The 25276-nt window shown below is 64.1% G+C and carries 23 protein-coding genes; 15 read left to right on the plus strand and 8 right to left on the minus strand.

The window, feature by feature from the left end; translation table 11 throughout:
• Positions 1-22 precede the first annotated feature (22 nt).
• The 3 genes from MAFF_RS11905 to MAFF_RS11915 all read left to right on the plus strand — a co-directional run bounded on the left by MAFF_RS11905 (position 23) and on the right by MAFF_RS11915 (position 4715).
• Positions 23-1330 carry a DUF6638 family protein gene (locus MAFF_RS11905; protein ID WP_010911159.1) on the plus strand — a complete coding sequence of 436 codons (1308 nt, stop codon included), beginning with the start codon at positions 23-25 and terminating at the stop codon, positions 1328-1330.
• A gap of 104 nt (positions 1331-1434) precedes the next feature.
• The gene (locus MAFF_RS11910) at positions 1435-2559 is read left to right on the plus strand and encodes a DUF2333 family protein (protein WP_010911160.1); all 1125 of its coding nucleotides are present in this window, start codon (positions 1435-1437) and stop codon (positions 2557-2559) included.
• Between the two features lie 476 nt (positions 2560-3035).
• Complete coding sequence (locus tag MAFF_RS11915) at positions 3036-4715, plus strand: formate--tetrahydrofolate ligase (protein ID WP_010911161.1); 1680 nt, start codon at positions 3036-3038, stop codon at positions 4713-4715.
• A 67-nt stretch (positions 4716-4782) separates the two neighbouring features.
• Here MAFF_RS11915 and MAFF_RS11920 read toward each other — a convergent pair whose 3' ends face one another.
• On the minus strand, positions 4783-5427 hold the full coding sequence (locus MAFF_RS11920) for a cysteine hydrolase family protein (protein ID WP_010911162.1): 645 nt from the start codon (positions 5425-5427) through the stop codon (positions 4783-4785).
• 126 nt (positions 5428-5553) lie between these two features.
• On the opposite strand from MAFF_RS11920, the gene MAFF_RS11925 reads away from it, so the two are divergent.
• Entirely contained in the window at positions 5554-6540 is a 987-nt protein-coding gene (locus tag MAFF_RS11925; RefSeq protein WP_010911163.1) for a GlxA family transcriptional regulator, read from the plus strand.
• Between the two features lie 17 nt (positions 6541-6557).
• On the opposite strand, the gene MAFF_RS11930 is transcribed toward MAFF_RS11925, so the two are convergent.
• On the minus strand, positions 6558-7115 hold the full coding sequence (locus MAFF_RS11930; protein ID WP_010911164.1) for a sugar O-acetyltransferase: 558 nt from the start codon (positions 7113-7115) through the stop codon (positions 6558-6560).
• Positions 7116-7256: 141 nt separating this feature from the next.
• On the opposite strand from MAFF_RS11930, the gene MAFF_RS11935 reads away from it, so the two are divergent.
• From MAFF_RS11935 to MAFF_RS11950, 4 genes are all read left to right on the plus strand, one after another.
• The gene (locus MAFF_RS11935; protein ID WP_010911165.1) at positions 7257-7718 is read left to right on the plus strand and encodes a membrane protein; all 462 of its coding nucleotides are present in this window, start codon (positions 7257-7259) and stop codon (positions 7716-7718) included.
• Entirely contained in the window at positions 7715-9091 is a 1377-nt protein-coding gene (locus MAFF_RS11940) for an FAD-containing oxidoreductase (protein ID WP_010911166.1), read from the plus strand. Before MAFF_RS11935 ends, MAFF_RS11940 begins: the two co-directional genes overlap by 4 nt.
• Positions 9092-9202: 111 nt before the next feature.
• On the plus strand, positions 9203-10378 hold the full coding sequence (locus tag MAFF_RS11945) for an MFS transporter (RefSeq protein WP_010911167.1): 1176 nt from the start codon (positions 9203-9205) through the stop codon (positions 10376-10378).
• Positions 10379-10489: 111 nt separating this feature from the next.
• A complete protein-coding gene (locus tag MAFF_RS11950) occupies positions 10490-11545 on the plus strand; it encodes a succinylglutamate desuccinylase/aspartoacylase domain-containing protein (protein WP_010911168.1) in 1056 nt (351 codons plus the stop codon).
• A gap of 1 nt (position 11546) precedes the next feature.
• Here the strand turns inward: MAFF_RS11950 and MAFF_RS11955 are convergent, their stop codons facing one another.
• Positions 11547-12317 (minus strand): isocitrate lyase/PEP mutase family protein, encoded by a 771-nt coding sequence (locus MAFF_RS11955; RefSeq protein ID WP_010911169.1) that lies wholly within the window; start codon positions 12315-12317, stop codon positions 11547-11549.
• A 318-nt stretch (positions 12318-12635) separates the two neighbouring features.
• On the opposite strand from MAFF_RS11955, the gene MAFF_RS11960 reads away from it, so the two are divergent.
• Complete coding sequence (locus MAFF_RS11960; RefSeq protein ID WP_044550846.1) at positions 12636-14825, plus strand: anthranilate synthase; 2190 nt, start codon at positions 12636-12638, stop codon at positions 14823-14825.
• A gap of 5 nt (positions 14826-14830) precedes the next feature.
• The gene (locus MAFF_RS11965) at positions 14831-15778 is read left to right on the plus strand and encodes a cation diffusion facilitator family transporter (RefSeq protein ID WP_032931454.1); all 948 of its coding nucleotides are present in this window, start codon (positions 14831-14833) and stop codon (positions 15776-15778) included.
• Positions 15779-16023: 245 nt separating this feature from the next.
• Here the strand turns inward: MAFF_RS11965 and MAFF_RS11970 are convergent, their stop codons facing one another.
• A complete protein-coding gene (locus tag MAFF_RS11970) occupies positions 16024-17136 on the minus strand; it encodes a hypothetical protein (RefSeq protein WP_010911172.1) in 1113 nt (370 codons plus the stop codon).
• 95 nt (positions 17137-17231) lie between these two features.
• Between MAFF_RS11970 and MAFF_RS11975 the strand changes: the two genes are divergently transcribed.
• The 4 genes from MAFF_RS11975 to MAFF_RS11990 all read left to right on the plus strand — a co-directional run bounded on the left by MAFF_RS11975 (position 17232) and on the right by MAFF_RS11990 (position 20051).
• Entirely contained in the window at positions 17232-17669 is a 438-nt protein-coding gene (locus MAFF_RS11975) for a DsrE family protein (RefSeq protein WP_010911173.1), read from the plus strand.
• Positions 17670-17730: 61 nt separating this feature from the next.
• Positions 17731-18513: an SDR family NAD(P)-dependent oxidoreductase gene (locus MAFF_RS11980; RefSeq protein WP_010911174.1), complete on the plus strand. Its 783-nt coding sequence runs from the start codon at positions 17731-17733 to the stop codon at positions 18511-18513.
• Between the two features lie 64 nt (positions 18514-18577).
• Entirely contained in the window at positions 18578-18886 is a 309-nt protein-coding gene (locus MAFF_RS11985) for a putative quinol monooxygenase (RefSeq protein WP_010911175.1), read from the plus strand.
• Between the two features lie 67 nt (positions 18887-18953).
• The gene (locus MAFF_RS11990; protein WP_032931456.1) at positions 18954-20051 is read left to right on the plus strand and encodes an AbrB family transcriptional regulator; all 1098 of its coding nucleotides are present in this window, start codon (positions 18954-18956) and stop codon (positions 20049-20051) included.
• Positions 20052-20057: 6 nt separating this feature from the next.
• Here the strand turns inward: MAFF_RS11990 and MAFF_RS11995 are convergent, their stop codons facing one another.
• Positions 20058-20981: a LysR family transcriptional regulator gene (locus MAFF_RS11995; protein WP_010911177.1), complete on the minus strand. Its 924-nt coding sequence runs from the start codon at positions 20979-20981 to the stop codon at positions 20058-20060.
• 147 nt (positions 20982-21128) lie between these two features.
• Between MAFF_RS11995 and MAFF_RS12000 the strand changes: the two genes are divergently transcribed.
• Entirely contained in the window at positions 21129-22661 is a 1533-nt protein-coding gene (locus MAFF_RS12000; protein WP_044548279.1) for an MFS transporter, read from the plus strand.
• A 16-nt stretch (positions 22662-22677) separates the two neighbouring features.
• On the opposite strand, the gene MAFF_RS12005 is transcribed toward MAFF_RS12000, so the two are convergent.
• From MAFF_RS12005 to MAFF_RS12015, 3 genes are read right to left on the minus strand one after another with little or no spacing between them, the layout of a single operon-like run.
• Positions 22678-22992, minus strand: coding sequence for a nuclear transport factor 2 family protein (locus MAFF_RS12005; protein ID WP_010911179.1), 315 nt, complete (start codon positions 22990-22992; stop codon positions 22678-22680).
• The gene (locus MAFF_RS12010) at positions 22992-23768 is read right to left on the minus strand and encodes an esterase family protein (RefSeq protein ID WP_044548280.1); all 777 of its coding nucleotides are present in this window, start codon (positions 23766-23768) and stop codon (positions 22992-22994) included. The genes MAFF_RS12005 and MAFF_RS12010 overlap by 1 nt, the downstream gene beginning before the upstream one ends.
• Before the next feature lie 4 nt (positions 23769-23772).
• Complete coding sequence (locus MAFF_RS12015) at positions 23773-24939, minus strand: ATP-grasp domain-containing protein (RefSeq protein ID WP_044548281.1); 1167 nt, start codon at positions 24937-24939, stop codon at positions 23773-23775.
• Positions 24940-25276 lie beyond the last annotated feature (337 nt).

The following is a 25276-nucleotide window of genomic DNA, read 5'->3' on the forward strand; positions in this document are numbered from 1 at the left end:
CCGCGAACGGGGAGAAGGCAAGATGAGCCACCCCGCCAAAAAACCCGACCTCTTGCGCGACAACGAACTCATCTACGGCCGTCTGCTCATCGTCGACGAGCCGCATCTCATCCAGCGCTATAACAAGGCGCTGGCCGCGTTCGGCCTGCCTCCCACCAAGCTGAAGAGCTTCCAGATCGACCGCACCGGCTTCTCGCCCGAGATCGCCGATGAATGCGGCGACCCCGACTATCTCGATCCCAACGAGGTCAATCGCCGCTTCATCATCCTGACGCCGTCGCAGATCGACCTGCCGGTGGTGCACACAGCCTTCTCCAACACCTCGCAGCTGATGTTCGAGTTCATGTCCAAGAACCAGCGCGCCATCGACGCGCTGACCATCAAGGACGTCATCTACGGCGAGATCGAGGATTCCGTTCCCAAGGTCAACGACATCGAGGACTTGCTGTCGATCAACCAGGTCGAGTTCAAGGTGCTGTCGGCCGAGGATGTGCTGGGCAAGGCCGCTGAACTCGGCAAGCTCGTCGACCGGCTGAGGCAGGAGCCCGATGCCTGGCGCGACGATGCCATGCTGACGCGCATGGTGGAGCTGGCGAAAATCTGCGGCGACATCAGAGAGAACGCGCTGGTGCCAGACCAGGTGATCTTCCGCCACAACGCCTACTGGACCAGCCATTTCGGCGGGCTCTACGTGTTCGTCGATCCCGACATGACGACGGTGATCAGCGATCCTGCGGCCCCCGGCTTCCGTCGCTCGCGACCGTGGCAGGTGAGCTATCTCTCGATCAACGACGCCGACAAGGTGTTCAAGTTCCTGGCCAGCACCGGCCGCATCGAACTGCCGCGCGCCTCCTGGATAGAAGCGTCCGGCTATCTCGAGCACCGCGCCGAGATGGTGGTGCGCGCGCTGATCCGCGACACCGAGCCGAACCGCAATCTGACCGATGTCGACAAGGTCTGGCTGCAGACGTGGATCCAGAGCCATGCCGACCTGATCACCAAGGACGGCAATTTTCCTTTCCTCAACGCCGCCAAGCGCGAGATCGCCCAGCTTGGCCATCTCAAGATCGAGGATGTGTTCCCGCAGCAGCGCTTCCTGGTGGTCCGCGCCAAGCCGGACCATCCCGACGCCTGGCTGACCAACCGGCTGATCTCGGATTTCGTGCCGACCGACTTCGTCTCGCGCTACATCTTCAACAAGCAGGGCTTCTACAAGGACTATGACGGCTTCAGCGACGCCTGGAGATCGCATGTTGTGGACGTTCTGAAAACCACATATTTGAAGGACAAGGTGGCGTTTCGCACACGCCTCTACGGCCTGACTGACTAGAACGAAATGAACCGACATTTCGTTCTAACTTATTGTTTTAGCGCATGATTTTATCCGAAAGTCTGCAGCTTTTTGGCATCATGCTTTGAGGGGGTGACACAGCCATGCTCGATCCGATCGTGAACTTCTTCGTCAGGATTTTCCAATGGATCGGCCGCGGCATCGGCCTTTTGATCGGCGCCATCCTGTGGCCGTTCCTGTGGGCCGGCCGCTGGTACACGCAGCGTGGCTGGATCCTCAAGGCCGTGCTCGGCCTGGCCCTGCTGGTGCTGATCGGCCTCTACGCCAACTTCTTCTATGCCACCCAGTGGTGGAACAATTTCAACCCGAACTATCCGGACACCTATACGTTCGAGAAGCGCAATGTTTCCGCCGGTGAGCAGGTGGCCGCCGGCACCGGCACCGACACGGCAAAGACCTGTGGCAACTCCGGCATTGCCCAGATCGCGGCGGACCTGACCGACTTCAACGTCAACCAGAATGCCTGGATCTCGTCGATGATCCTCTACAAGCTCGGCCTGTTCGGCATCGACTGGGACAACACGCCGTGGATGGACAACAAGGCCTCCTTCCAGCGCGGCATCAACCAGGCTGTGCGGCGCACGGCGACCGAACTCGCCGACAATCTCGGCCGCGTGCGCACGACCTCGCAGATCGATGCCGATCTGCAGGATGCGCGCGGCAATCTGCAGTTCGACGAATACACCTGGTATTTCGGCGTCAGCCCGTTCGGCCCGAAGACGCCGACCCCGAGCTACTATCGCGACGCGGTGCGCAAGCTGCGCTCGTTCAATGCCCGCCTCGCCACCTGCCAGGCCACTTTCGATGCCCGCGCCGACAATCTGAAGCAGTATATCGACCGCATCGCATCGGACATCGGCTCGACCTCCGCCATCCTCAAGGAGCGTGCCGAGAACCACAACAATGGCTGGTTCGACACCCGCGCCGACGACCGCTACTGGTTCGCCTATGGTCAGCTCTATGCCTATTACGGCCTGATGAAGGGCGCCCAGGCCGACTTCGAGGACGTCATCAAGGAAAAGCACCTGCAGAGCCTGTGGGACACGATGGACGCGCAATTCGTCTCGGCCCTGCGCATCCAGCCCTTCATCATCGCCAATGGCCGCGAGGATGGCTGGCTGCTGCCGACGCATCTGACGACGATGGGCTTCTACATCCTGCGCGTGCGCTCCAACATGGTCGAAATCAGCAACGTGCTGACGCAATAGCGTTCGCCATTCGCAATGCATGTCGCCCAAAAGTGGTCCCGGTTTTGGGGGAACGACATGCATAAGAACAAAAGGCTAAAGCGCGAAGCGCTTTAGAGCGATTCCAGGAAAAGTGTGAGCGGTTTTCCCGGGAAAAGCGCGTAGCCCTTTCCCTAGGGAATTGCGTTAAAACAAAAACCAGGGCGATGGCGAATTTGCGCCGTCGCCTCTGTCGCATTCGGTGCATTGCGCGGCTGTTTTGAGACGGCGGAAGCGCCGCCGCTCTGGCTTCTATACGGCGCGGTAAGCGGAGCCAGAAAGAACCGAGGATAGGTCGGCCGGCCGCAGAAGAATTTTCTCTATAGGAAACATAGTTGCATGGAAGTTGACGCCACGGCAGCGACAGGGTTAGAACATGCCCGCGCGCCCGGTTCCAACCTGCTTGCTCTAGAAATCAACCCCGTCCCCTCCACCGTTCAATCCAGAGGAAAGCCGTCATGGCCGAAGTGAAGTCCGACATCGAGATCGCGCGCGCCGCCAAGAAAAAGCAGATCCAGGAGATCGGCCAGAAGATCGGCATCCCGACCGAACATCTGCTGCCCTATGGCCACGACAAGGCCAAGATCTCGGCCGAATTCATCAAATCGGTGAAGGGCAACAAGGACGGCAAGCTGATCCTGGTCACCGCCATCAACCCGACGCCTGCCGGCGAAGGCAAGACCACCACCACGGTCGGCCTCGGCGATGGCCTCAACCGCATCGGCAAGAAGGCGATCGTCTGCATCCGCGAAGCTTCGCTCGGCCCGAATTTCGGCGTCAAGGGCGGTGCCGCCGGCGGCGGCTATGCACAAGTGGTGCCGATGGAGGACATGAACCTCCATTTCACCGGCGATTTTCACGCCATCACCACGGCGCACAACCTTCTGTCGGCGCTGATCGACAACCACATCTACTGGGGCAATGAGCTCGGCATCGACACACGCCGCGTGGTGTGGCGCCGCGTCATGGACATGAACGATCGGGCACTGCGCGAAATGATCTGTTCGCTCGGCGGCGTCGCCAACGGCTTTCCGCGCGAGGGCGGCTTCGACATCACCGTCGCCTCGGAAGTCATGGCCATCCTGTGCCTGTCCACCGACCTCAAGGACCTGGAAAAGCGCCTCGGCGACATCATCGTTGCCTACCGTCGCGACAAGTCGCCGGTCTATGCCCGCGACCTCAAGGCCGACGGCGCCATGGCCGTGCTTCTGAAGGACGCCATGCAGCCCAATTTGGTGCAGACGCTGGAGAACAACCCGGCCTTCGTCCATGGCGGCCCGTTCGCCAACATCGCGCATGGCTGCAACTCGGTCGTCGCCACCACCACGGCGCTGAAGCTCGCCGACTATGTCGTCACCGAAGCCGGTTTCGGCGCCGACCTTGGTGCCGAGAAATTCTTTGACATCAAGTGCCGCAAGGCGGGCCTCAAGCCGGCGGCCGCCGTCATCGTCGCCACCGTGCGCGCCATGAAGATGAATGGCGGCGTCAAGAAGGAAGACCTCGGCAAGGAAAACATCGAGGCGGTGAAGAAGGGCTGCGCCAATCTCGGCCGCCACATCGAGAACATCAGGCAGTTCGGCGTGCCGGCGGTGGTTGCCATCAACCACTTCTATTCCGACACCGACGCCGAAATCCAGGCGATGAAGGACTATGTCGCCTCGATGGGCGAAGAGGCTGTCCTGTGCAAGCACTGGGCCAAGGGCTCGGCCGGCATCGAGGAACTCGCCAACAAGGTGGTGGCGCTGGCCGAATCCGGCGCCTCGCAGTTCGCGCCGCTCTATCCCGACGCCATGCCGCTGTTCGAGAAGATCAACACCATTGTCCAGCGCATCTATCGCGGCTCGGAAGCGATCGCCGACAAGTCGGTGCGCGACCAGTTGCACGCCTGGGAGCAGGCCGGCTACGGCAACCTGCCGGTCTGCATGGCCAAGACGCAGTACTCGTTCTCGACCGACCCGAACCTGCGCGGCGCGCCGACCGGCCACACCGTGCCGGTGCGCGAGGTCAGGCTTTCGGCGGGCGCCGGCTTCGTCGTCATCATCTGCGGCGAGGTCATGACCATGCCCGGCCTGCCCAAGGCGCCGTCCTCGGAAAAGATCTTCCTCAACGAGGCCGGCCAGATCGAAGGCCTGTTCTAGAATCTTCAAATTCCAAACGGCAAAGGGCGCCGCAGCGATGCAGCGCCCTTTCTGTTTGCGGATATTCCTACGCCGCGTTGCGCGCCAGCGCCCGCTGGTTGGAGGCGTAAATCGTGTCACGTTCCGGCAAGGCGCCGGTCTTCAGGCGCTCGACCCATTCGGCGGTCTTCAGTACGGCCGCGAAACGTGACTGCAGGATGATCGTGACCACGCGGTGGATCTCCTCGGCCGAGGCATAGCCGGCGCTGTTGGCATAGGGCACCGAGCCGGTCGCGTCGGACAGGAACTCGACGGCGAAACCCATATGCACGGCATGGATGATGGTCGACAGGTCGCAATTATGCGTCATGTAGCCGACCACCGTGAGCGTATCGATGGCGTTGGCGCGCAGCCACGCCTCGAGGTCGGTGCCGGTGAAGGCCGAGGGCAGCATCTTCTCGACATAATGGTCGCGGCCGCGCCTGGCGATTTCCGGATGCAGTTCGCCGCCGTGGCTACCCTTGGCGAAGATCGGCGAGGTCTCGGGCGCCATCTGCTTGACGACCACGACCTTGATGCCGGCGGCCGTCGCCGCATCCATGGCGCGTGCCACATTGACGACGCTGTCGCGGAACGGCGGATGCTGGATGGCCAGATTGCCGCCGTCATAGTCGTTCTGGACGTCGACGACGATGAGCGCGCGGCGCGGCGTGGTGTTGGCTCTGTCAGACATGGTGTTTTCCTTTTCGGCCTGAATGCGATGGGCCGAAAATAAGCCGGTCGATGAGCGGCCAAAAGTGGCCCAGTTGACATCATTCGAAAGAATTGGGACAATCCGCATTCAATCCCGGAAGCACCCATGACTGATCCGATCATTGCCGTCCTTGCCTTCGACGGCATCAGCCCGTTCCATCTCTCCGTGCCGTGCTTGGTGTTCGGCGAGGACAGGACCGCGCTTGGGCTGCCACGCTTCGAGTTCCGCATCTGTGCGGTCAAGGCCGGCCCGGTCCACACCGAGGCCGGATTGACGGTTGCCGCACCGCATGGGCTCGAAGGATTCGACGGCGCCGACATCGTCATCATCCCAAGCTGGCATCATCTCGGCGAACCGCCGTCGCCGCTGCTGGTGGAGGCGCTGCGCCAGGCACACCGGCGCGGCGCGTTGATTGTCGGCCTGTGTCTCGGAACCTTTGCCATTGCCGCGGCCGGGCTGCTTTCAGGCCGCGGTGCCGCGACGCATTGGGCCTATTCCGAGCGGCTGCAAAAACTCCATCCCGACATCGCTGTCGATGCCACGGTGCTCTATGTCGACAATGGCGATGTCGTGACATCGGCCGGCGTCGCCGCCGGCCTCGACTGCTGTCTCCACATCGTGCGCGTCCGCTACGGCGCGGAAGCAGCACTCCGGCTCGCCCGCCAGATCGTGCTCTCACCGCATCGGCAGGGCGGGCAGGCGCAGTTCATCGAATATTCGGTGACAAGAAGCGCAGACGCCGACCGTTTCACCCAGGCCCTCGACGCGGTTCGCGCCACGCTCGGCGAGGCGCATAGCCTCGACAGCGTCGCCGAAGCCGCCGGTCTGACACGGCGCACCTTCACCCGCCGCTTCCAGAAATCGATCGGCACCAGTTTTGGCGACTGGCTGACCAACCAGCGCATCGAACTGGCGCAGCGCCTGCTGGAGGCGACGGAGAAATCGATGGACATCGTGGCCTTCGAGGCCGGCTTCGGCAGCGCCACCTCGCTGCGCCAGCATTTCGCCGCGAGGCTGAGGACATCGCCGGCGCAGTATCGGCGCGAATTCACCCGGCGGGCCGATCGGGACGAACGGGTGGCGCAGGCCTGATTGCTTGCGGCGGGAATTCAGCCGCGCTTGACCGGTCGCGCCGGATTGCCGACCGCCGTCTCGTTTGCAGGCACATCACGCGTCACCACCGCGCCGGCGCCGACGATGGCGCCCTCGCCGATGGTGACGCCGCCAAGGATGATGGCGCTGCCGCCGATCCAGGCATGGGCGCCGATCTCGACCGGCCTGGCGATCTCCAGCCCCGCCTGTCGCCCAGCAGCTTGCCTGTGGTGTTCGGCGCAATAGATCTGCACATTGGGGCCAAGCAGCGTTCCCTTGCCGATGCGTACGGCTGCCGTGTCGAGAATGGTGCAGCCGGCATTGAGGAAGACGCCGTCGCCGAGAAAAATGTTTAAGCCGTAGGCGCAGTGGAACGGCGCCTCGACGCGGGCGCCATCGCCCACGCCGCCGAGCAATGCCTTCAGGCCCGGCCCGAGATTGCCGCGCTGCCGCGGCGGCAGGCAATTGTGCTCGAACACCGCGTCGCGCGCGAGGGCACGCAGCGCCTCCAGTTCGTCATCGAGGCAAGTGTACCATTCGCCGGCCGCCATCTTCGCGCGTTCGCTTCCCGTCATGGCGGGGTCTCCGATTGACGTCGTTGCAAAGCATGGTCGCGGCCAGCGGAAAAGCGCCAATCCAAGTACTGGCCAAATATCGGACCTATGGTAGCCTGTCGTTTCAAGGCTGTCCTGGCCTGGTGATCGAGGGGGATCAACATGCTCTATCTGCTTGCACTTCTGATCGGCGTGATTGCCGGCCTGCGCGCCATGACCGCGCCGGCCGCGGTCGCCTGGGGCGCGTATCTGGGTTGGCTGCCGGTTGCCAGCACCTGGGCTAGCTTCATGAGCCATTGGGCCGCTGTCGGCATCTTCACCATCCTCGCCATCGTCGAGCTTGTCACCGACCAGCTGCCGTCGACGCCCAGCCGCAAAGTGCCGCAACAGTTCGGCGCCCGCGTCATCATGGGCGCCTTCACCGGCGCGGTGATCGGCGCGACCGGTGGCGCCACCATAGGCGGCCTGATCGCCGGCGCCATCGGCGCGGTCATCGGCACTTATGGCGGCGCCGAAGCGCGCGGCCGGCTGGCGGCCGCCTTCGGCAAAGATCAGCCCGCCGCCTTCATCGAGGACGCGGTGGCGATCATCGGCGGCCTGCTGATCGTGGCGGCGGTGGCATGACGGCAAAGACTTTCGACGCCATCATCATTGGCGCCGGCCAGGCCGGCACACCACTCGCCGGCAGGCTGAACGCAGCCGGCATGAGCGTGGCGCTGATCGAGCGCAAGCTGGTCGGCGGCACCTGCGTCAACACCGGTTGCATCCCGACCAAGACAATGGTGGCGAGCGCCTATGCCGCGCATCTGGCGCGGCGCGCCACCGATTATGGCGTGACGCTCGGTGGCCCTGTCGGCGTCGACTACAAGGCGATCAAGGCGCGCAAGGACAAGGTTTCGGGCGCCTCCCGCACCGGGCTGGAAAGCTGGATCGCCGGCATGGACAAATGCACGCTCTATCGCGGCCATGCGCGCTTCGAATCCGCCAATACGGTGCGCGTCGGCGACGACCTTCTGACCGCCGACAAGATCTTCCTCAACACCGGCGGCCGGGCTTCCGTGCCTGATTTGCCCGGCATCCACGACATCGACTATCTGACCAATTCCTCGATGATGGATCTCGAGGTCCTGCCGCGCCACCTGATCGTCGTCGGCGGCAGCTACATCTCGCTCGAATTCGCGCAGATGTTCCGCCGTTTCGGCAGCGAAATCACCGTCATCGAGAAGAGCCCGCGCCTGACCGGCCGCGAGGACGAGGACGTCTCGGCAACCATCCTGTCCATCCTCGAAAATGAAGGCATTACGGTCCATGTCGGCGCCGACGACATCGGCTTCGCCAAACAGGGCGACGATATCGCCGTGACCTTCTCGGCCGGCAAGCCGCCGGCCGTCGGCTCGCATGTGCTGCTGGCGCTCGGCCGAACGCTCAACACCGACGATCTCGGCCTCGACAGAGCCGGCGTCGCCGTCGACAAGCGTGGTGCCATTATCGTGGACGACCAGCTGCGCACCAGCGTCCCAGGCATCTGGGCGATGGGCGACTGCAACGGCAAGGGCGCCTTCACCCACACCTCCTACAATGACTACGAGATCGTCGCCGCCAACCTGCTCGACAACGACCCACGCAAGGTCAGCGACCGCATCGAGGCCTATGCGCTCTACATCGACCCGCCGCTCGGCCGCTGCGGCATGACCGAGGCGGCAGTGAAGAAATCCGGACGCCGCGCGCTGGTCGGCCAGCGGCCGATGACCCGCGTCGGCCGCGCGGTCGAAAAAGGCGAGACGCAAGGCTTCATGAAGATCCTCGTCGATGCCGACACGCGGCAGATCCTCGGCTGTTCCGTTCTCGGTCCCGGCGGCGACGAGGCGGTGCATTGCGTGCTCGACCTGATGTACGCCAAGGCACCGGTCGACACGCTTGCGCGCGCGACGCACATCCACCCCACTGTCTCGGAACTGCTGCCCACCATTGCCCAGGAGCTGAAGCCGCTGGCCTGAGGCACCTCAAGCTCCCGACATTCTGCATTGGTGCATTGCAGCAATGTGCATTGCGCATAGCTCATTTCCTCGCGCAATCTCTGGATTGAACCGATTCAGTCTGGACGCTCCATGCCTTTGCCGATCCTTGCGCTTGCCATTGCGTCCTTCTGCATCGGCACCACCGAATTCGTCATCATGGGCCTGCTACCGGAGGTCGCCGCCGACCTTCGCGTGTCGATCCCTTCGGCCGGCCTGCTGGTCACCGGCTATGCGCTGGGCGTCGTCTTCGGCGCGCCGATCGTCGCCATGGCCACCGCGCATCTGCCGCGCAAGCCGGTGCTGGTGGGGTTGGCCGCGTCGTTCGTCGTCGGCAATCTGTTCTGCGCCATCGCGCCTGACTATTGGACACTGATGGCGGCGCGTGTCTTCACCGCTTTTGGCCACGGCGCTTTCTTCGGCATCGGCTCGGTCGTTGCCGCGAGCCTCGTGCCGCGCAACAAACGCGCCAGCGCCATGGCGCTGATGTTTGCCGGCCTGACGCTTTCCAACATTCTGGGCGTTCCCGCCGGCACAGCCCTTGGCGAAGCTTTCGGCTGGCGCTCCACATTCATCGCCGTGGTCGGCATCGGACTGATCTCGGTCGCTGCCATCGCCTGGCTGGTGCCGTCGGATGTCGCCGAACCCAGCGGCGGCGGTCTGCGCGGCGAGTTGCGGGTGCTGGGCAGGCTGCAGGTCTGGCTGGCGATGCTGATCGCCTCGCTGGCCTCGGCCAGCTTGTTTGCCGTTTTCACCTATATAAAACCCTACCTCACCGACGTGTCCGGCCTGTCGACCTCCGCGGTCACCTGGGTGCTTTTGCTGTTCGGCGCCGGCATGACGATCGGCAACATCATTGGTGGGCGGCTGGCGGACTGGAAGCTGATGCCGACCGTCATCGGCACGCTGCTGTTGATGGCGGTGCTGTTCATCGGCTTCATGCAGTTCGGCGCGATAGCCAGTGTCGCCATCGGCATCGTCTTCCTCTGGGGGCTGCTCATCTTCGTCGTCGTGCCGCCGCTGCAGATCCGCGTCGTCGAGGCGGCCTCGGAAGGGCCGAACCTTGCCGCCACGCTGAACCAGGGCGCCTTCAATGTCGGCAATGCCAGCGGCGCCTGGATCGGCGGCGTGGCCCTTTCAGCCGGCGTCTCCTACGCCCACCTGCCCCTGGTCGGCGCGGTGCTCGCCTTGCTGGCGGTCACCGTCGCGGTGCTGTCGCAAGCGCTGGACCGGCGCGCGCCTGTCCCGCTCCAGGCTGCAGCCGAATAGACATCCATCCGCCGAAGGGACGGAAACCTTGCGCCCATAGCGCGGCAGGCTGGACCAATCGACAGCGATACCTCAAATGGGCATGTCTTCTCGCTCTAACTGGAGAAAGTCATGCAGAAATCGATCGAACGCATCGCCGGTGACAGCGAGGGCGTTTCCTACGAATTCCCGGTGTTTCGCTTCACAGGTAGCGACAAGGCGGCGTCATCGGCCTATCTGCAGGCCGCCCTCCATGCCGGCGAGTTGCCGGGCGTCGTCGCCATCGATGCGCTGATGCCGGCGCTGAACAAGGCCGCTGCCGAAGGCCGCATCAAGGGCGACATCACCATCGTGCCCTGGGCCAACCCGATCGGCCGCGCGCAGTATCATTTCGGCGAGCATCAGGGCCGCTTTCACCTGGGCACCCGCACCAATTTCAACCGCGCCTTCCCGCTGCTCGCCGCGCCCGACGCCAAGCTCTTGCCCGACACCGCCTTCGGCGGCGCCGACCAGCGGCTGAAGTCACGCCTGGTGCAGCTGTCGCTCGGCCACGACATCGTGCTCGACCTGCACTGTGACGATGAGGGCCTTGCCTACCTCTACATCCACACCAGCCTGTGGCCGGCCATGGCCGATTGCGCCGCCGCCATGGGCGTCGATGCGGTGGTGCTGTGGAGCGAGGACACCGACGGCACCTTCGAGGGCGCCTCGATCATGCCCTACCAGAACGTTCCCGCCGACGTGGCGAAGTTCGACCGGCGCGTCGCCACCACGGTCGAATATCGCGGCATCCTCGATGTCGATGGCGCGCTCGCCGCCGCCGACGCCGAGGGGCTCTACCGGCTGCTGGTGGCGCGCGGCGTGATCGCTGACAGCACGCTCTCCGCACCTGGCCCGTTCAAGGGCGTCGTCGCTCCCTTGGAAAACATCGACATGATGCCGGCGCCTCGGGCTGGCGCCGTCCTCTATGACGTGAAACCCGGCGACCGCGTCGCCAGGGGCGATCGTCTTGCCACCATCGTCCACGTGCCAGGCGAAGCCGATGGCCGTGCCGAAGTGTTCGCGCCGCAGGACGGCATCATCCTGACCCGCCGCTCGCGCCGCATCATCCGCGCCGGCGAGGACCTCTTGAAACTGGTCGGCGACAGGAAAAGCGCCGACGCCAGGTCGGGTACGCTGGAGGATTGACCTAGCCCGAAATCGCCAGCCGCGCTTTCGCCTCCAGCCATTCGGCCATCTGCCGATACGGCACCGGGCCGTGGCTGATGCGGGCAACGCCGAGTTCGGCCAATCGCTGGCGCGGCGGCACATGCGCCAGCGCGATGATGTTGACCGGGAGCGCAACTGCCTTGCACAGCGCCTCAATGAGGCCCTCGTCACCGAGGCCCGGCGCAAAGAAGCCGCTTGCGCCGGCCTTTTCATAGGCATGCGCCCGCTCGATGGCCTGGTCGAGCAGCGCCTTGTCATGCGCATCGGGCTTGGCCTTGAGGAATATGTCGGTGCGGGCGTTGAGGAAGGCCGGGATACCCGAGGCCTTGACGGCGGCCGCGGCCGCTTCGACCCGCTTCACCTGGACGGTGATGTCGTGCAGGCCGGTGCCGCCGACGATCTGGTCCTCGAAATTGAAGCCGATAGCGCCGGCCTGCAAGGCGCGCGTCACCGTCTGGGCGACGACTTCCGGCTCGACGCCATAGCCCCCTTCGAGGTCCATGGTCACCGGCAGGTCGACCGCCTGCACGATGCGCCTGATGTTGTCGAGCGCCAGTTCCAACGGGATTTTCTCGCCATCGGCATAGCCGAAGGCGGCCGCGACCGGCCAGCTTCCGGTCGCGATCGCCTTGGCGCCCGCCTTCTCGACGATCTTGGCCGAGCCCGGATCCCAGGCATTGTAGAGAACGATCGGGTTGCCCTTGACGTGAAGGGAATGGAACGTCCGCGCGCGCTCGGCCTGGTCGATCATGGGTGTTTCCCGTCTTGGTCTTGTTGGAAGTCCAGCCTAGCCGGGACCGCCGGCCCTGGCGATGTGCCATGAGCCCCCGAAGCGGCGGCCACCGGACAGACTTTTCAAACCTGTTGCGCATCCGGTTTTTCGCCGCTATGGATTTCGCCATGAACATGCGTTCGACCAAGACCATTTGGTGGTGGGCCTGCTGACAGCGGCCTGTTCGAACGCGCGTGCGTGAAAAGAGAGGGTGGCCGCAACGGAAAGTCCGGGCGGCCATTTGTTTTTTAAAAACCAGTCCCGGGTCCGTTGCCCAACAAGCTGATGGAGACGGCAATGACGATGAAGGTTCTGGAAAACGGCGCTGAAAGCTTCGTGACCGCGGGTGGCATCACCATTACGCGTGAGCGCCACGACCGGCCCTATGCGGGTGCGATCGACGCTTATGTCGATGGCTTGAACTCGCGCCGCGGCGCGGTGTTTTCCTCCAACTACGAATATCCCGGCCGCTATACGCGCTGGGACACCGCCATCATCGATCCGCCGCTGGTCATTTCCGCGCGGGGCCGCGCCATGCGCATCGAAGCGCTGAACCGCCGCGGCGAGGCGCTGTTGCCGGTGATCGGCAAAACGCTGGGCGGCCTTGCCGACATCACCATCGCCGAGACGACGAAGACGCTCATCCGCCTCGACGTCGCCAAGCCCGGCCGCGTCTTCACGGAGGAAGAGCGCAGCCGCGTGCCCTCGGTCTTCACCGTGCTGCGCGCCATCACCGCTTTGTTCAAAACCGACGAGGACGCCAATCTCGGCCTCTATGGCGCCTTCGGCTACGACCTCTCCTTCCAGTTCGACCCGGTCGACTACAAGCTCGAGCGCAAGCCCAGCCAGCGCGACCTCGTGCTGTTCCTGCCCGACGAGATCCTGGTCGTCGACCACTATTCCGCCAAAGCCTGGACCGACCGCTACGACTATTCGGGCGAAGGATTTTCGACCGAAGGTCTGCCGCGCGACGCAATCGCCGAGCCGTTCAAGACCGCCGACCGCATCCCGCCGCGCGGTGACCATGAGCCGGGCGAATACGCTAATCTGGTGCGGCGTGCCATGGACTCGTTCAAGCGCGGCGACCTGTTCGAGGTCGTGCCCGGCCAGATGTTCTACGAGCGCTGCGAGACGCAGCCCTCCGACATTTCGCGCAAGCTGAAATCGATCAACCCCTCGCCTTATTCGTTCTTCATCAACCTCGGCGAAAACGAATATCTGATCGGCGCCTCGCCCGAAATGTTCGTGCGCGTCAATGGCCGCCGCGTCGAAACCTGCCCGATTTCGGGCACCATCAAACGCGGCGACGACGCCATTTCCGATAGCGAGCAGATCCTGAAGCTGCTCAATTCGAAGAAGGACGAATCCGAGCTCACAATGTGCTCGGACGTCGACCGCAACGACAAGTCGCGGGTCTGCGAGCCCGGCTCGGTGCGCGTCATCGGCCGCCGCCAGATCGAGATGTATTCGCGCCTCATCCACACCGTCGATCACATCGAAGGCCGGCTGCGCGAAGGCATGGACGCTTTCGACGCCTTCCTGTCGCATGCCTGGGCGGTCACTGTCACCGGCGCGCCGAAACTGTGGGCCATGCGCTTCATCGAGCAGAACGAGAAGAGCCCGCGCGCCTGGTATGGCGGCGCAATCGGCATGGTCAACTTCAACGGCGACATGAACACCGGCCTGACGCTGCGCACCATCCGCATCAAGGACGGCATTGCCGAAGTGCGGGCCGGCGCGACATTGCTGTTCGACAGCATTCCCGAGGAAGAAGAAGCCGAAACCGAACTGAAGGCATCCGCCATGCTCTCCGCCATCCGCGACGCCAAGACGGGCAACTCCGCCAGCACCGAGCGCACCACCGCGCGGGTCGGCGACGGCGTCAACATCCTGCTCGTCGACCACGAGGACTCTTTCGTCCACACGCTGGCCAACTACTTCCGCCAGACCGGCGCCAATGTCTCGACCGTGCGCACGCCGGTGCCGGACGAAGTGTTCGAGCGGCTGAAGCCGGACCTTGTCGTGCTCTCACCCGGACCGGGTACGCCGAAGGATTTCGATTGCGCCGCGACCATCAGACGAGCGCGCGCCCGCGACCTGCCGATCTTCGGCGTCTGCCTAGGCCTGCAGGCGCTGGCCGAGGCCTATGGCGGGGAACTGCGCCAGCTGCATATTCCCATGCACGGCAAGCCCTCGCGCATCCGCGTCTCCAAGCCCGGCATCATCTTCTCCGGCCTGCCCAAGGAAGTCACTGTCGGCCGTTACCACTCGATCTTCGCCGATCCGGTGCGCTTGCCCGATGATTTCATTGTCACGGCAGAGACTGAGGACGGCATCATCATGGCTTTCGAGCACCGCAAGGAGCCGATCGCGGCGGTGCAGTTCCACCCGGAATCGATCATGACGCTCGGCCACAATGCCGGCATGCGCATCATCGAGAACATCGTCGCCCATTTGCCGCGCAAGGCCAAGGAAAAGGCAGCCTGACCTCGATGGCCGAAGCCGAGAACACGGTGGCGATCGCAGCCAGGGCGGCCGCGAAGCGCAAGGTCGCCAACCTTGCCTTCTGGTCGATCGCGGTCGCCTTTGTCGTGCTCGCGCTGAAGCTGGTTGCCTGGTACATTACCGGCTCGGTGGCGCTTTATTCGGACGCTCTGGAATCGATCGTCAACGTCATTGCCTCGGTCGCCGCCTTCTGGGCGATCCAGGTCAGTTACAAGCCGGCCGACCAGGATCATCCGTTCGGCCATCACAAGGCGGAATATTTCTCGGCGGTGCTCGAAGGCGTGCTGATCGTCGTTGCCGCGCTGTTGATCCTCAACGAGGTCTGGCGGAGCTGGCAGACGGCGGCGCCACTCGAACAGCCCTGGAAAGGTCTTGCTATCAACGGCGTCGCCACGGTGATCAATGCCTTCTGGGCCTGGATGCTGATCCGCGCCGGCCGGGCGGAGAAATCGCCGGCGCTGATCGCCGACGGCAATCACATCATGACCGACGTCGTCACCTCGGTGGGCGTCTTCGGCGGCCTGGTCGGGGCAATCCTGACCGGCTGGCAGATCCTCGATCCGGCGCTCGCCGTCATCGTCGCGCTCAACATCCTGTGGCAGGGTTGGCACGTCATCGGCTCGTCGATGAACGGGCTGATGGACCGTGCCGTCGACACGCAGGAACACATGCGCATCCGCGACGTCATCTCGGCCAATTGCAAGGGCGCGCTGGAGGTGCACGACCTCAAAACCCGCATCGCCGGCCGCGCCACCTTCATCGAGTTCCATCTGGTCGTCGACGCCGACATGTCGGTCGGCGCCAGCCACGTCATCTGCGACCGCATCGAGGACGCACTCAAGGCCGAAATCCCCTCGGTGCGCGTCACCATCCATGTCGAGCCCGACGACGAGGCGAAGTTGCCCAAGGGCACGACGGCCGTGCCGTTCGCGTGAGGCAGTTCGCCGTCGCGACCTTGGAAAATTAGCCCGAAAGCCTCTCGACTTCGTCATCCACGGGCGGAGCAGCCGCGAAGCGGCGTCGCGGAGACCCGAGGATCCATGCCGCGACCTGGGACGAAGCATGCAACGGAGCAGAATTCCGCACCGTAGCAGCGCCTTCAAGTCACGGCATGGATCCTATGGTCTGCGCCGCGTCGCTTCGCTCCTTGCTCCGCCATAGGATGACGACGCGTTGGTGTTCACGGAGCGCAGGCGGATTGCGGCATCGGCTCCAGCCGATAGATCTTGTCGTCCGACTTCGTTTTGCCGTCGGACGCCTTTGAGCAGAGATCGACGATCGCCAGGCTGCTGTTGGGATTGGCCAGCATCATCGTGCCGTTGGCGCCGCGCTTGAGGAAGATTTCCTTCTGCGCGATGTCGCAGGAGAAATCGCTCATCTTCGAACTTGCGGCGCAGCGCCACTGGTCGGCTTCGCCCTGGCAGGAATAGGTCTGTGTGACCTTTCCCGACTTCAGCCTGGTGGTCACCGAGACAGCGATGTCGGCGCCGTCAGGCCAGTTGGCGACATCACCGCCTGAAGCGTAGGAGGCGAGTTCGACCGGCCCGCGGAAAACCCGGATCGACTGCGTCAGTTGATCGGGATGCGAGGCCAGATGCGCGGCATGGTAGTCGCGGCCATAGCAGAACGCCTGGTCGGGCTTCAGCCGCTCACGCAGCGGAGGGCCGAGCGCCGGATCGATCGGATCGATGCGCGCGAACTCGGCCTTGCAGGTCGCGGCCGGCATCGGGTCGAGGCGGAAATTGTCGTCCTCTGAGCCCAGCGCCTGCCTGTCATACTCCGCCTTGCCGAGTTCCTCTTCCGATCCGGCATCGAGATAGAGGTCGGCCGAGACATCGGTGACAACCAGACGGCCTTTGTCATCGACCTTCAGCGAGGCCATTGTGCGGTCGCAATCCATGCCGCAACGGATCGGCCCTGATGTGCCATCCTCGGATTCATGGTTGCACCAGCCACCGGCCCATTGCGGCGCCTTGGCGCCACGCACTGTCGTGGTGAGAAAGCCATTATACGACGTTTCGGCATTTGCCGTGGGCTCTTCGTTCGGCCGGCTGACCGGATCATGGCCATAGTAGAAGAAGATCCGCGCCACTTTCTGCTTCGGATGCGCCTTGAGATGGGCCGCGTCATAGACCCGGCCGAAACAGGCGTCCGCCCCGTTCGGGCTGAGTTCCCTGAGTTCCCTGAGTTTGAGCGCGTCGTCGGCGACGGCTGTGCCTGCCAGCAGACCGAGCAGCGCAACGCCAAATCCGGCGCCCGCGACTGTCTTCCATTCCCCTGCCCTGAACGTCATGTGGCCTCTCCTCGCATCGGCAGGACGTAGCGTCAATTTATGCTAGTATTGCCGCCACAGCCACGCAAATCGCGGTAAGATCTGAGGAGGATGCCATGCGCCGACGCGACATGTTCCGCGCGGTTCTTGCCGGAACCGGAACGTTTCTCGGCCTGCGGGCGGTGCAGGCCGCGGCCACGGAAACCCCACGGCTGAAGGTTGCCTATCATCTGAGCGATGTGGACAAGGTCAACTTCGTGCTCGGCAATATCAAGAACCACTATGAGGGCACCGGCGGCAATGTCGACATCGCGCTGGTCGTGCATGGCCCGGCCCTGGCGAGCTTCAAGTCGAAAGGCATATCTGCCGCGGTTTCCGGCCGCTTCGCCGGCCTGGTGCAGCAGGGCCTCGAGCCGCAAGCCTGCGGCAACACCATGCGGGGTATGGATATTTCGCTCGCCGACCTGCTCGACGGCTTCCATGCCGCCGACAAGGGCGGCGTCGTCAAGCTCGCGGAACTGCAAAGCCAGGGCTATGCCTATCTGCGCCCCTGAGGCTTGAACACCGGGGTGGCAAAGGCCTACGAAGGGCGGCGGACATGCCGGAGGAACAACAGTGCCAGCCACCAATACGCTCAGCATCCCCGATCTCGCCGGCAAGGCGGTGCTTGTCACCGGCGCCTCGACCGGCATCGGTGCGGCCCTCGCGCTGGCCTATGCCGCACAGAAATCCAAAGTGGCGCTGCACTACAATTCGAGCCAGGAGGCCGCCGAGAAACTCGCCAAGACCATTCGTGACAGCGGCGGCGAGGTGTTCCTCGTCCAGGGCGATTTTTCCGTTCCAGCCGATGTCGAGCGGGTCGTCGAGGACAGCGCCCAGCATTTCGGCCGCCTCGACGGGCTGGTGAACAATGCCGGCGGCATGCTCGGCCGCATACCCTATGCCGAACAGACCGAAGCGCATTACGATGCCGTGATGGACCTCAACGCGCGTTCCGTGCTGACCGCCTCGCGCAAGGCGATGCCGTGGCTGAAGAAGCAGGGCGGCTTCATCGTCAATACCTCGTCGATCGCCGCGCGCAACGGGGCCGGCGGCGGCGCCGGCCTCTACGGCTCCGCCAAGGCGTTCGTCTCCAATGTGACGCGTGGCATGGCCAAGGAACTGATCGGCTTCGGCATCCGCGTCAACGCCGTGGCGCCCGGCACGATCCTGACACCCTTCCATGAGCGCTATTCGACCGACGAGCAGATCAAGGGCATGGTCGCGACCATTCCACAGGGTCGGGCCGGCACGGCGGAGGACTGCGTCGGCGCCTATCTATTCCTCTCGTCGAACCTTTTGAGCGGCTACATCACCGGCCAGGTGATCGAGGTGAACGGCGGCCAGTTGATGCCGTGACCGGCTATCTGCATACTGACGGTCCGCATACTCTTGTCGAAGACTTTGAAGGGGAGACAACAGAATGTACGGACTGATCGGCAAGATGCGCGCGTCACGCGGCCAGCGCGACGCGGTCATGGACCTGCTGCGCGCCAGCACCGGCGCCCTGCCCGGCTGCCTGAGCTATATCATCGCCACCGACCCGGCCGACGCCGATGCAATCTGGGTGACCGAGGTGTGGACGGACCAGGCAAGCCACAAGGCGTCGCTGCAACTTCCGGAAGTCCAGGCGGCAATCGCCAAGGCGCGCGCCTTCATCGCCGGCTTCGAGTTCCAGGTGGAGACCCATCCGGTCGGCGGCTTCGGGTTGCCTGACGGCAAGACGGGCTGAAGCCGAGGGCAGCTTTTTTCAGCACGGCGGGGTTCGCATCGCCGTGCTTCGCGTCTAAGACCGAAACATGGATTCCTCGGCGCAACCTCCCGATCAGCCCGCCACTGAGCGCATGGCGCGGATACCCAAGCCTTGGCAATGGCTGGTCCTGCTCACCATCTCGGCCCTGTTTGCCGGCGCGCTCGAATTCGCCGCTCTGCCGGCGGCGCTGCTGATCGGACCGATGCTGGCGGCGATTGTCGCCGGCACCAATGGCGCGACGGTGCGGGTGCCTCGCCTGCTGTTCGGCTCCGCCCAGGCCATTGTCGGCTGCCTCGTCGCCGCGTCGATCTCGGCCGACATCTTTCCCGTGTTCTACCAGGAATGGCCGCTGTTCCTCGGTGTGGTGATCGCCACCGTCGCGGCCTCCAGCCTGCTTGGCTGGCTGATCAGCCGCTGGCGCATCCTGCCCGGCACCACCGCCGTCTGGGGCTCCTCGCCTGGCGCCGCCACCGCCATGGTGCTGATGGCCGGCGCTTTTGGCGCCGACCAGCGCCTCGTCGCCTTCATGCAATATCTGCGGGTCATCTTCGTTTCGATGACGGCGGCGATTGTCGCCAAGATGTGGGTCGACACGTCGGGCATCGAAGTCCCACCCATCATCTGGTTTCCGCCGATCGATGTCCAAGCCTTCGCCGCCACGTCAGGCATCGCGCTGGTCGGCGGCCTTGCGGGGAAGCTGTGCCGGCTGCCCTCGCCCTTCTTCCTCGGCACCTTCATCTTCGGCGCCATCGTCCATCTCGGCCTCGGCGTCGAGATGCAGTTGCCCCCCTGGCTGCTGGCGATCAGCTACGCCATGGTAGGCTGGTCGATCGGGCTGAACTTCACAAGGCCGATCCTGCGCCATGCGACGCGCGCTCTGCCGCAGATCATCGCCTCGATCGTGGCGCTCATAGCCTTTTGCGGCGGGCTCGCCTTCCTGATCAGCCATCTCCTGGGCATCGATCCGCTGACCGCCTATCTGGCGACCAGCCCCGGCGGCATGGACAGTGTCGCCATCATCGCCGCCGCGGCGCAGCACGTCGACATCTCCTTCGTCATGGCGCTGCAATCGGCCCGCTTCCTGATCGTGCTGCTCGTCGGCCCGAGCGTCGCCCGGCTGGTGGCCAGAAGCATCAGGGACTGACAGGCTTCAGCGCTTTCGGTGCCCACTCTTCACCGCCGCTGTATTCGGCGCCGCCGCAAGCCGCTCGGGAAGGAAATCGACGAAGACGCGAACTTTTGGCGACAGATGGCGATTGGAGGGCCACAGCATCCGGAACTGGCCACGGCCGTCGATATGATCGTCCAGCACCGTGCGCAGCCTTCCGTCCAGCAGCGCCTCGCGGACCAGGAAATCCGGCATGCAGGCGATGCCGAGCCCGGCGATCGTGGCGCCCTTCAAGGCTTCCATATTGTTGCAGGTCAGCTTCGAGCGTATCTGCGGTTCGGCGCTTCCGGTGATGAATGGCCATTCAAGCAGCCTGCCGCTGTTGAGAAAGCGGAAATTTATGCCGAAATGCCGGATGAGGTCCGCCGGCTCGCCGGGCGTGCCGTGGCGCTCGAGATAGGAGGGCGCCGCGCACAAAAGCATGCGAAAGGGTCCAACGGGTCTCGACACCAATCGTGAATCGGGCAGCTCGCCGCTGCGGATCGCGACGTCGATGCCTTCCTCGATGACGTCGACGATGCGGTCGTTGAAATCGATGTCGAGTTCGATCTCGGGATAGCGGGACATGAACTCCGACAGCACCGGCAAAAGCAGATGGTAGGTGACGATCGGAGTCGAGACGCGCAGCCGTCCGTGCGGCGTCTCCCGCGTCCGCGACAGCATCGCCTCGGCATCGTCGATGTCGTCGAGAATGCGCCGCACCCGCTCGTTGAACAGCCTGCCCTCTTCCGTCAGGCCAACGCGTCGCGTGCTGCGCTGCAGGAGCCGGACGCCGAGCTCCTGTTCGAGCCTGGCGACGCTTTTGCCGACGGCGGAGGCCGAAATGCCGAGCGCCCGGCCGGCAGCGATGAAACTGCCGAGCTCGGCGGTACGGGCGAAGGCCAGGAGGCCACTGAGACGATCCATCACAGTCTTCCATTCGAGCGTTTCAGTCCGGTATATCAGGAGATATAATACCATTTTTCCGGAAAGGTCCTTGACCTATCTTGTCCTTGCGACCGGCGCCGCGACCCACGCGCATGCCGGCGGATGCTGCTTCAGATAGGAAAATCCATGATCTCGAAGACCCTGACCGGCCCGGCCGAGCGATGGCTCGTGCTCTTGTCGGTATGCCTTGCCGCGATGACCATGCCCTTGACCTTCACCGGCCCGGCCGTCGCGCTCTCCCGCATCGCGGCCGATCTCGGCGGCAGCCCGATCGCGCTCAACTGGGTGACGAACGCCTTCATGCTGACCTTCGGCGCCAGCCTGATGGCGGCAGGTGCGCTCGCCGACAACCAGGGCCGCAAGCGCGTCTTCCTCGCCGGCCTCTGCCTCTATGTCCTGGCGTCGCTCGGCGCGATGCTGGCACCGGGCATCGTCTGGTTCGACATGTTCAGGGCCGCGCAAGGCATCGGCAGTGCCTTGGCCTTCGCCGGCGGCGCCTCGGCACTTGCCCAGGAATTCGAGGGACCGCTGCGGCTGCGCGCCTTCTCCTTCCTCGGCACCAGTTTCGGCATCGGCCTCGCCTTCGGCCCGATCGCCTCGGGCCTGCTCATCTCCGCATTCGGCTGGCGGTCGATCTTTGTTCTGGTGGCAGTGCTGGCGATCGCCTCGGCGGTGCTTGGCCTGCGCACCATCCGGGAATCGCGCGACCCGGATGCGACCGGCCTCGACTGGGCGGGAGCCGGCACCTTCACGATCGCACTGGCTTTGCTGACCTATGGTGTCCTGCAGGCGCCGCAGAGCGGTTGGGCCGATCCCCTTGTCATCGGCCTGCTTGCGGCGGCCGCCCTCTTCTTCGCCGCCTTCATTATCGTCGAGCGGCGCGTGCGGCGGCCGATGCTCGACCTCACGCTGTTTCGCTTCCCCCGCTTCGTCGGCGTCCAGTTCCTGGCGGCGGCGCCGGCCTATGGTTTCGTCGTCCTGCTGGTGCTTTTGCCGATCCGCTTCATCGGCATCGAAGGGATGAGCGAGATCGAGGCCGGGCAGTTGATGATCTGCCTGTCGGGCCCGCTGCTGATCCTGCCATTGCTTGCCGGCCAGCTCGCGCGCTGGGTCGCGCCGGCCACGATCTGCGGCGCCGGCCTGGTGATCGCCGCGGCCGGCCTCGTCTGGCTGAGCCTGACACCGCCGGTCGCCGTCGCATTCGTGGCGCCGCTGGTGCTGATCGGCGTCGGCATCGCTTTGCCCTGGGGGCTGATGGACGGGCTCGCCGTCAGTGTCGTGCCCAGGGAGCGCGCCGGTATGGCGGTCGGCATCTTCAACACCACGCGTGTCGCTTGCGAGGGCGTGGCGGTGGCCATCGTCATGGCGACCCTGTCGGGCTTCACCGCGGCGCAACTCGCCACTCAAGGAGCCTCTTCCAGGGATGCGGCCGCCGCGGCGCAGTTGCTGGTGACCGGCAATGTCAGTGAAACGGCGCAACATCTGCCGACGGCCAGCGCTGTGGCTCTGGTCCAGGCCTATGAGACGGCGTTCGACAGGCTGCTGATCGTGCTGGCAGCGATTACCATCGTCACCGCCCTTGTCGTCTTCCTCGGCCTGCGCCGCGGATCGGCGGCGCAACACGAGCCTGTCTCCGTGCCGGTTTGCCAGGAAGGATAGCTTGCACAGGCTTCTGTCAGGTGATGACAAGGCTCGCTATGCGGTCGCCATCCAGCGTGAAGGTCATGTCGCCCTCGCCGTTGAAGCCCTTGCCCTTGACGGCGATGCGGACGCGATAGGAGCCTTCTGCCGGCGTGATGCCGACAATGCTCAGATGCGACTTCACGCCGATATTGTCCGACTGGTTCCAGCGGGCAATCTGCTCGCGCCCCTGGAACGACCGTCCCCAGTCGCTCAAGAACGCGTCGTCGGCAAAGATGCCTAGAAAGGCTTCCGTGTCGGCTTCATTGGTGGCCTCGACAAAGCGGCGGATGGGATTGGGCGTGGTCATCAGTCCAATCTGTGCATCAGATCATCATCCAGCCAGCGGCCGAAGAAATAGACCAGCTGCTTGTGCCACCACGGCCAGTCATGGCTGACGTCGCCGCCCCAATAGTCGACCCAGGCGGGAATGGATTTGTCGCGCAGGATCTGTTCCAGCTGGCGCGTCTCGACCAGCATGCGCTCTTCCCAGGCGCCCTGCCCGCAGCAGAATATCAACCGCAACGCCTTCAGCCGGGCCAAAAGCTTCGGGTCGACGATGCCGGGCAGATAGTCGAGCGGCGAGTTGTAGAAGATGTCGCCGTCCAGCACCTTGCCGAAGAAGTCGCGGGCTGAATAGACCCCCGACAGCGAAATGACACCGCTGGCCAGTTCGGGAAAGCGAAAGACGAAATTCGACGAATGGTAGCCGCCCATCGAACAGCCTGAAAACAGCGGCTTCAGCTTGCGCCCGCCATTAGCGGCCGATGCGGTGGACAGGATTTCCGGCAGCGCCTCCTCGCGCACATAGCGGAAATAGGCCTCGTGCCGGCCGATACGATGCGCGGTGTCGGCATGCTTGTCGAAGAAGGATTCCGAATCGATGCCGTCGACCGTGAACAGCTGGATACGGCCGGTGTCGATGAACTCGGCCAATGCGCCCACCCCGCCGGAATCCTCGAACTGGTAGAACCGTCCCTGCGAGGTCGGGAACACCACCACCGGCCTGCCGGCATGGCCGTAGCGCTTGTATTCCATGTCGCGGCCGAGCTTGCCGGAGAAATGCTTGTGATAGGAGATGTCCATCGTCTCAGGCCTTTTCCGCATGGACATAGGCGACCGCCTCGCGCAGCGCCGCCTGATCCTTCGAGCGCATCTGGTAGGCGTAATTTCCCATGGCGCGGCTGAAAACCTCTTCGATGGCCTGATGGTGGACGATCTTGTCGCGGTGCGCCGCTAGCACGTCCTCATGGCTGTGCAAATAGTGGAGGTGCCGCTTGCGGCTGGCATAGGCGGTGAAATACTTGCCCTCATAGGGCCCGCCGGCGGCATCCTTGACCACCATGTCGGCCCATGCCGCGTAGACGTCGATGTCGAACGTGTAGTTGATCGCGTCGGTCATCCAGGCGCCGGGCGGCCGCATGTTGACCTCCAGTGCGATGATCCGGTCGTCCCTGGTCTCGAACAGTTCGATGTGGAAGAAGCGCTCGCGCACGTCGAACGCCTTCAGGATCTTGCGGCCGGCCTCCTCGACCGCTGGCCTGATATGAGGAAAGCAGGTGTAGCTCATATGGCGGTCCTTGTTGACCACCTCCATGACGCTCTGGTCGTAGCGGTGGCTGGCCGCCAGCACCACCTCGCCGTCGCGGTTGACCAGCCCGTCATAGGTCACCACCAGCCCCTCGATGAACTGCTCCATGACGAAGGTCACGTCCTCGGGCTTGTCCCGGAAGAACTGGTCCAGCTCCCCTGTGTTGGAGATCTTGAAGGTGTTCGAGGCGCCGGAGCCGCTGTCGGGCTTCACCACCACGGGATAGCCGACGCGGCGGATGAAAGTCATGGCGCCGGCGCGGTCGGAGCATTTGCGCTGTGCGATCGTCTCGACACCGCTCTTGCGGAAGAAGGCGCGCATGCGGCTCTTGCGCTTCAGGTTCTTCACGAAATCGAGCTTGGTGCCGTAGATGTTGAAGTCGGTGCGGATGTTGGCTTCCAGCTCCAGCCAGTGCTCGTTGAGCGATTCGAAGCGGTCGATGCGGCCCCATTTGTGGATGAAATGGCCCATCGCCCGGAACACCGGATCGTAGTCCTCCATGTCGGCGACGCGGTAATATTCCGAAAGCGCTGCCTTCAGTCTGCCGTCCAGCACGTCATAGGGCGCATCGCCAATGCCGAGCACGGTGGCGCCGGCCTTCTTCAGCCGATCGCAGAAATCGGCGCCGTTGGCCGGAAAATGCGGCGAGAAGAACACGAAATTCATGGACACCCCCCTCATGGCGACGCACCGCAGCCCCGTCGCGAGCCAAGTCTGGCGCATTTGCAGCGTCTGGGGAAGAGCGCCCGCATCAGGGATAATGTTCAACGGATTCAGCCCCTGCTTGCCTCTCACAAGCCGCTCCTGTATGAGAACCGGCATGAACACGCGCGTCACCACCGCTTCCCGTCAGACCGGCTTTGCCGGCGAGACCGTGCGCGCGCTTGCTTCGACCCTGCTTCTTCTCGGCCTTATCGGCGATCGCCGGGTTCGCTGAAGGAGCGCCCGGCGGTCGAACCGCCGCGCAAGCGCATGCTCCTTGGCCAGTCTCAAAATTGGCAGT

It is taken from the genome of Mesorhizobium japonicum MAFF 303099, assembly GCF_000009625.1.
Lineage (GTDB): Bacteria > Pseudomonadota > Alphaproteobacteria > Rhizobiales > Rhizobiaceae > Mesorhizobium > Mesorhizobium japonicum.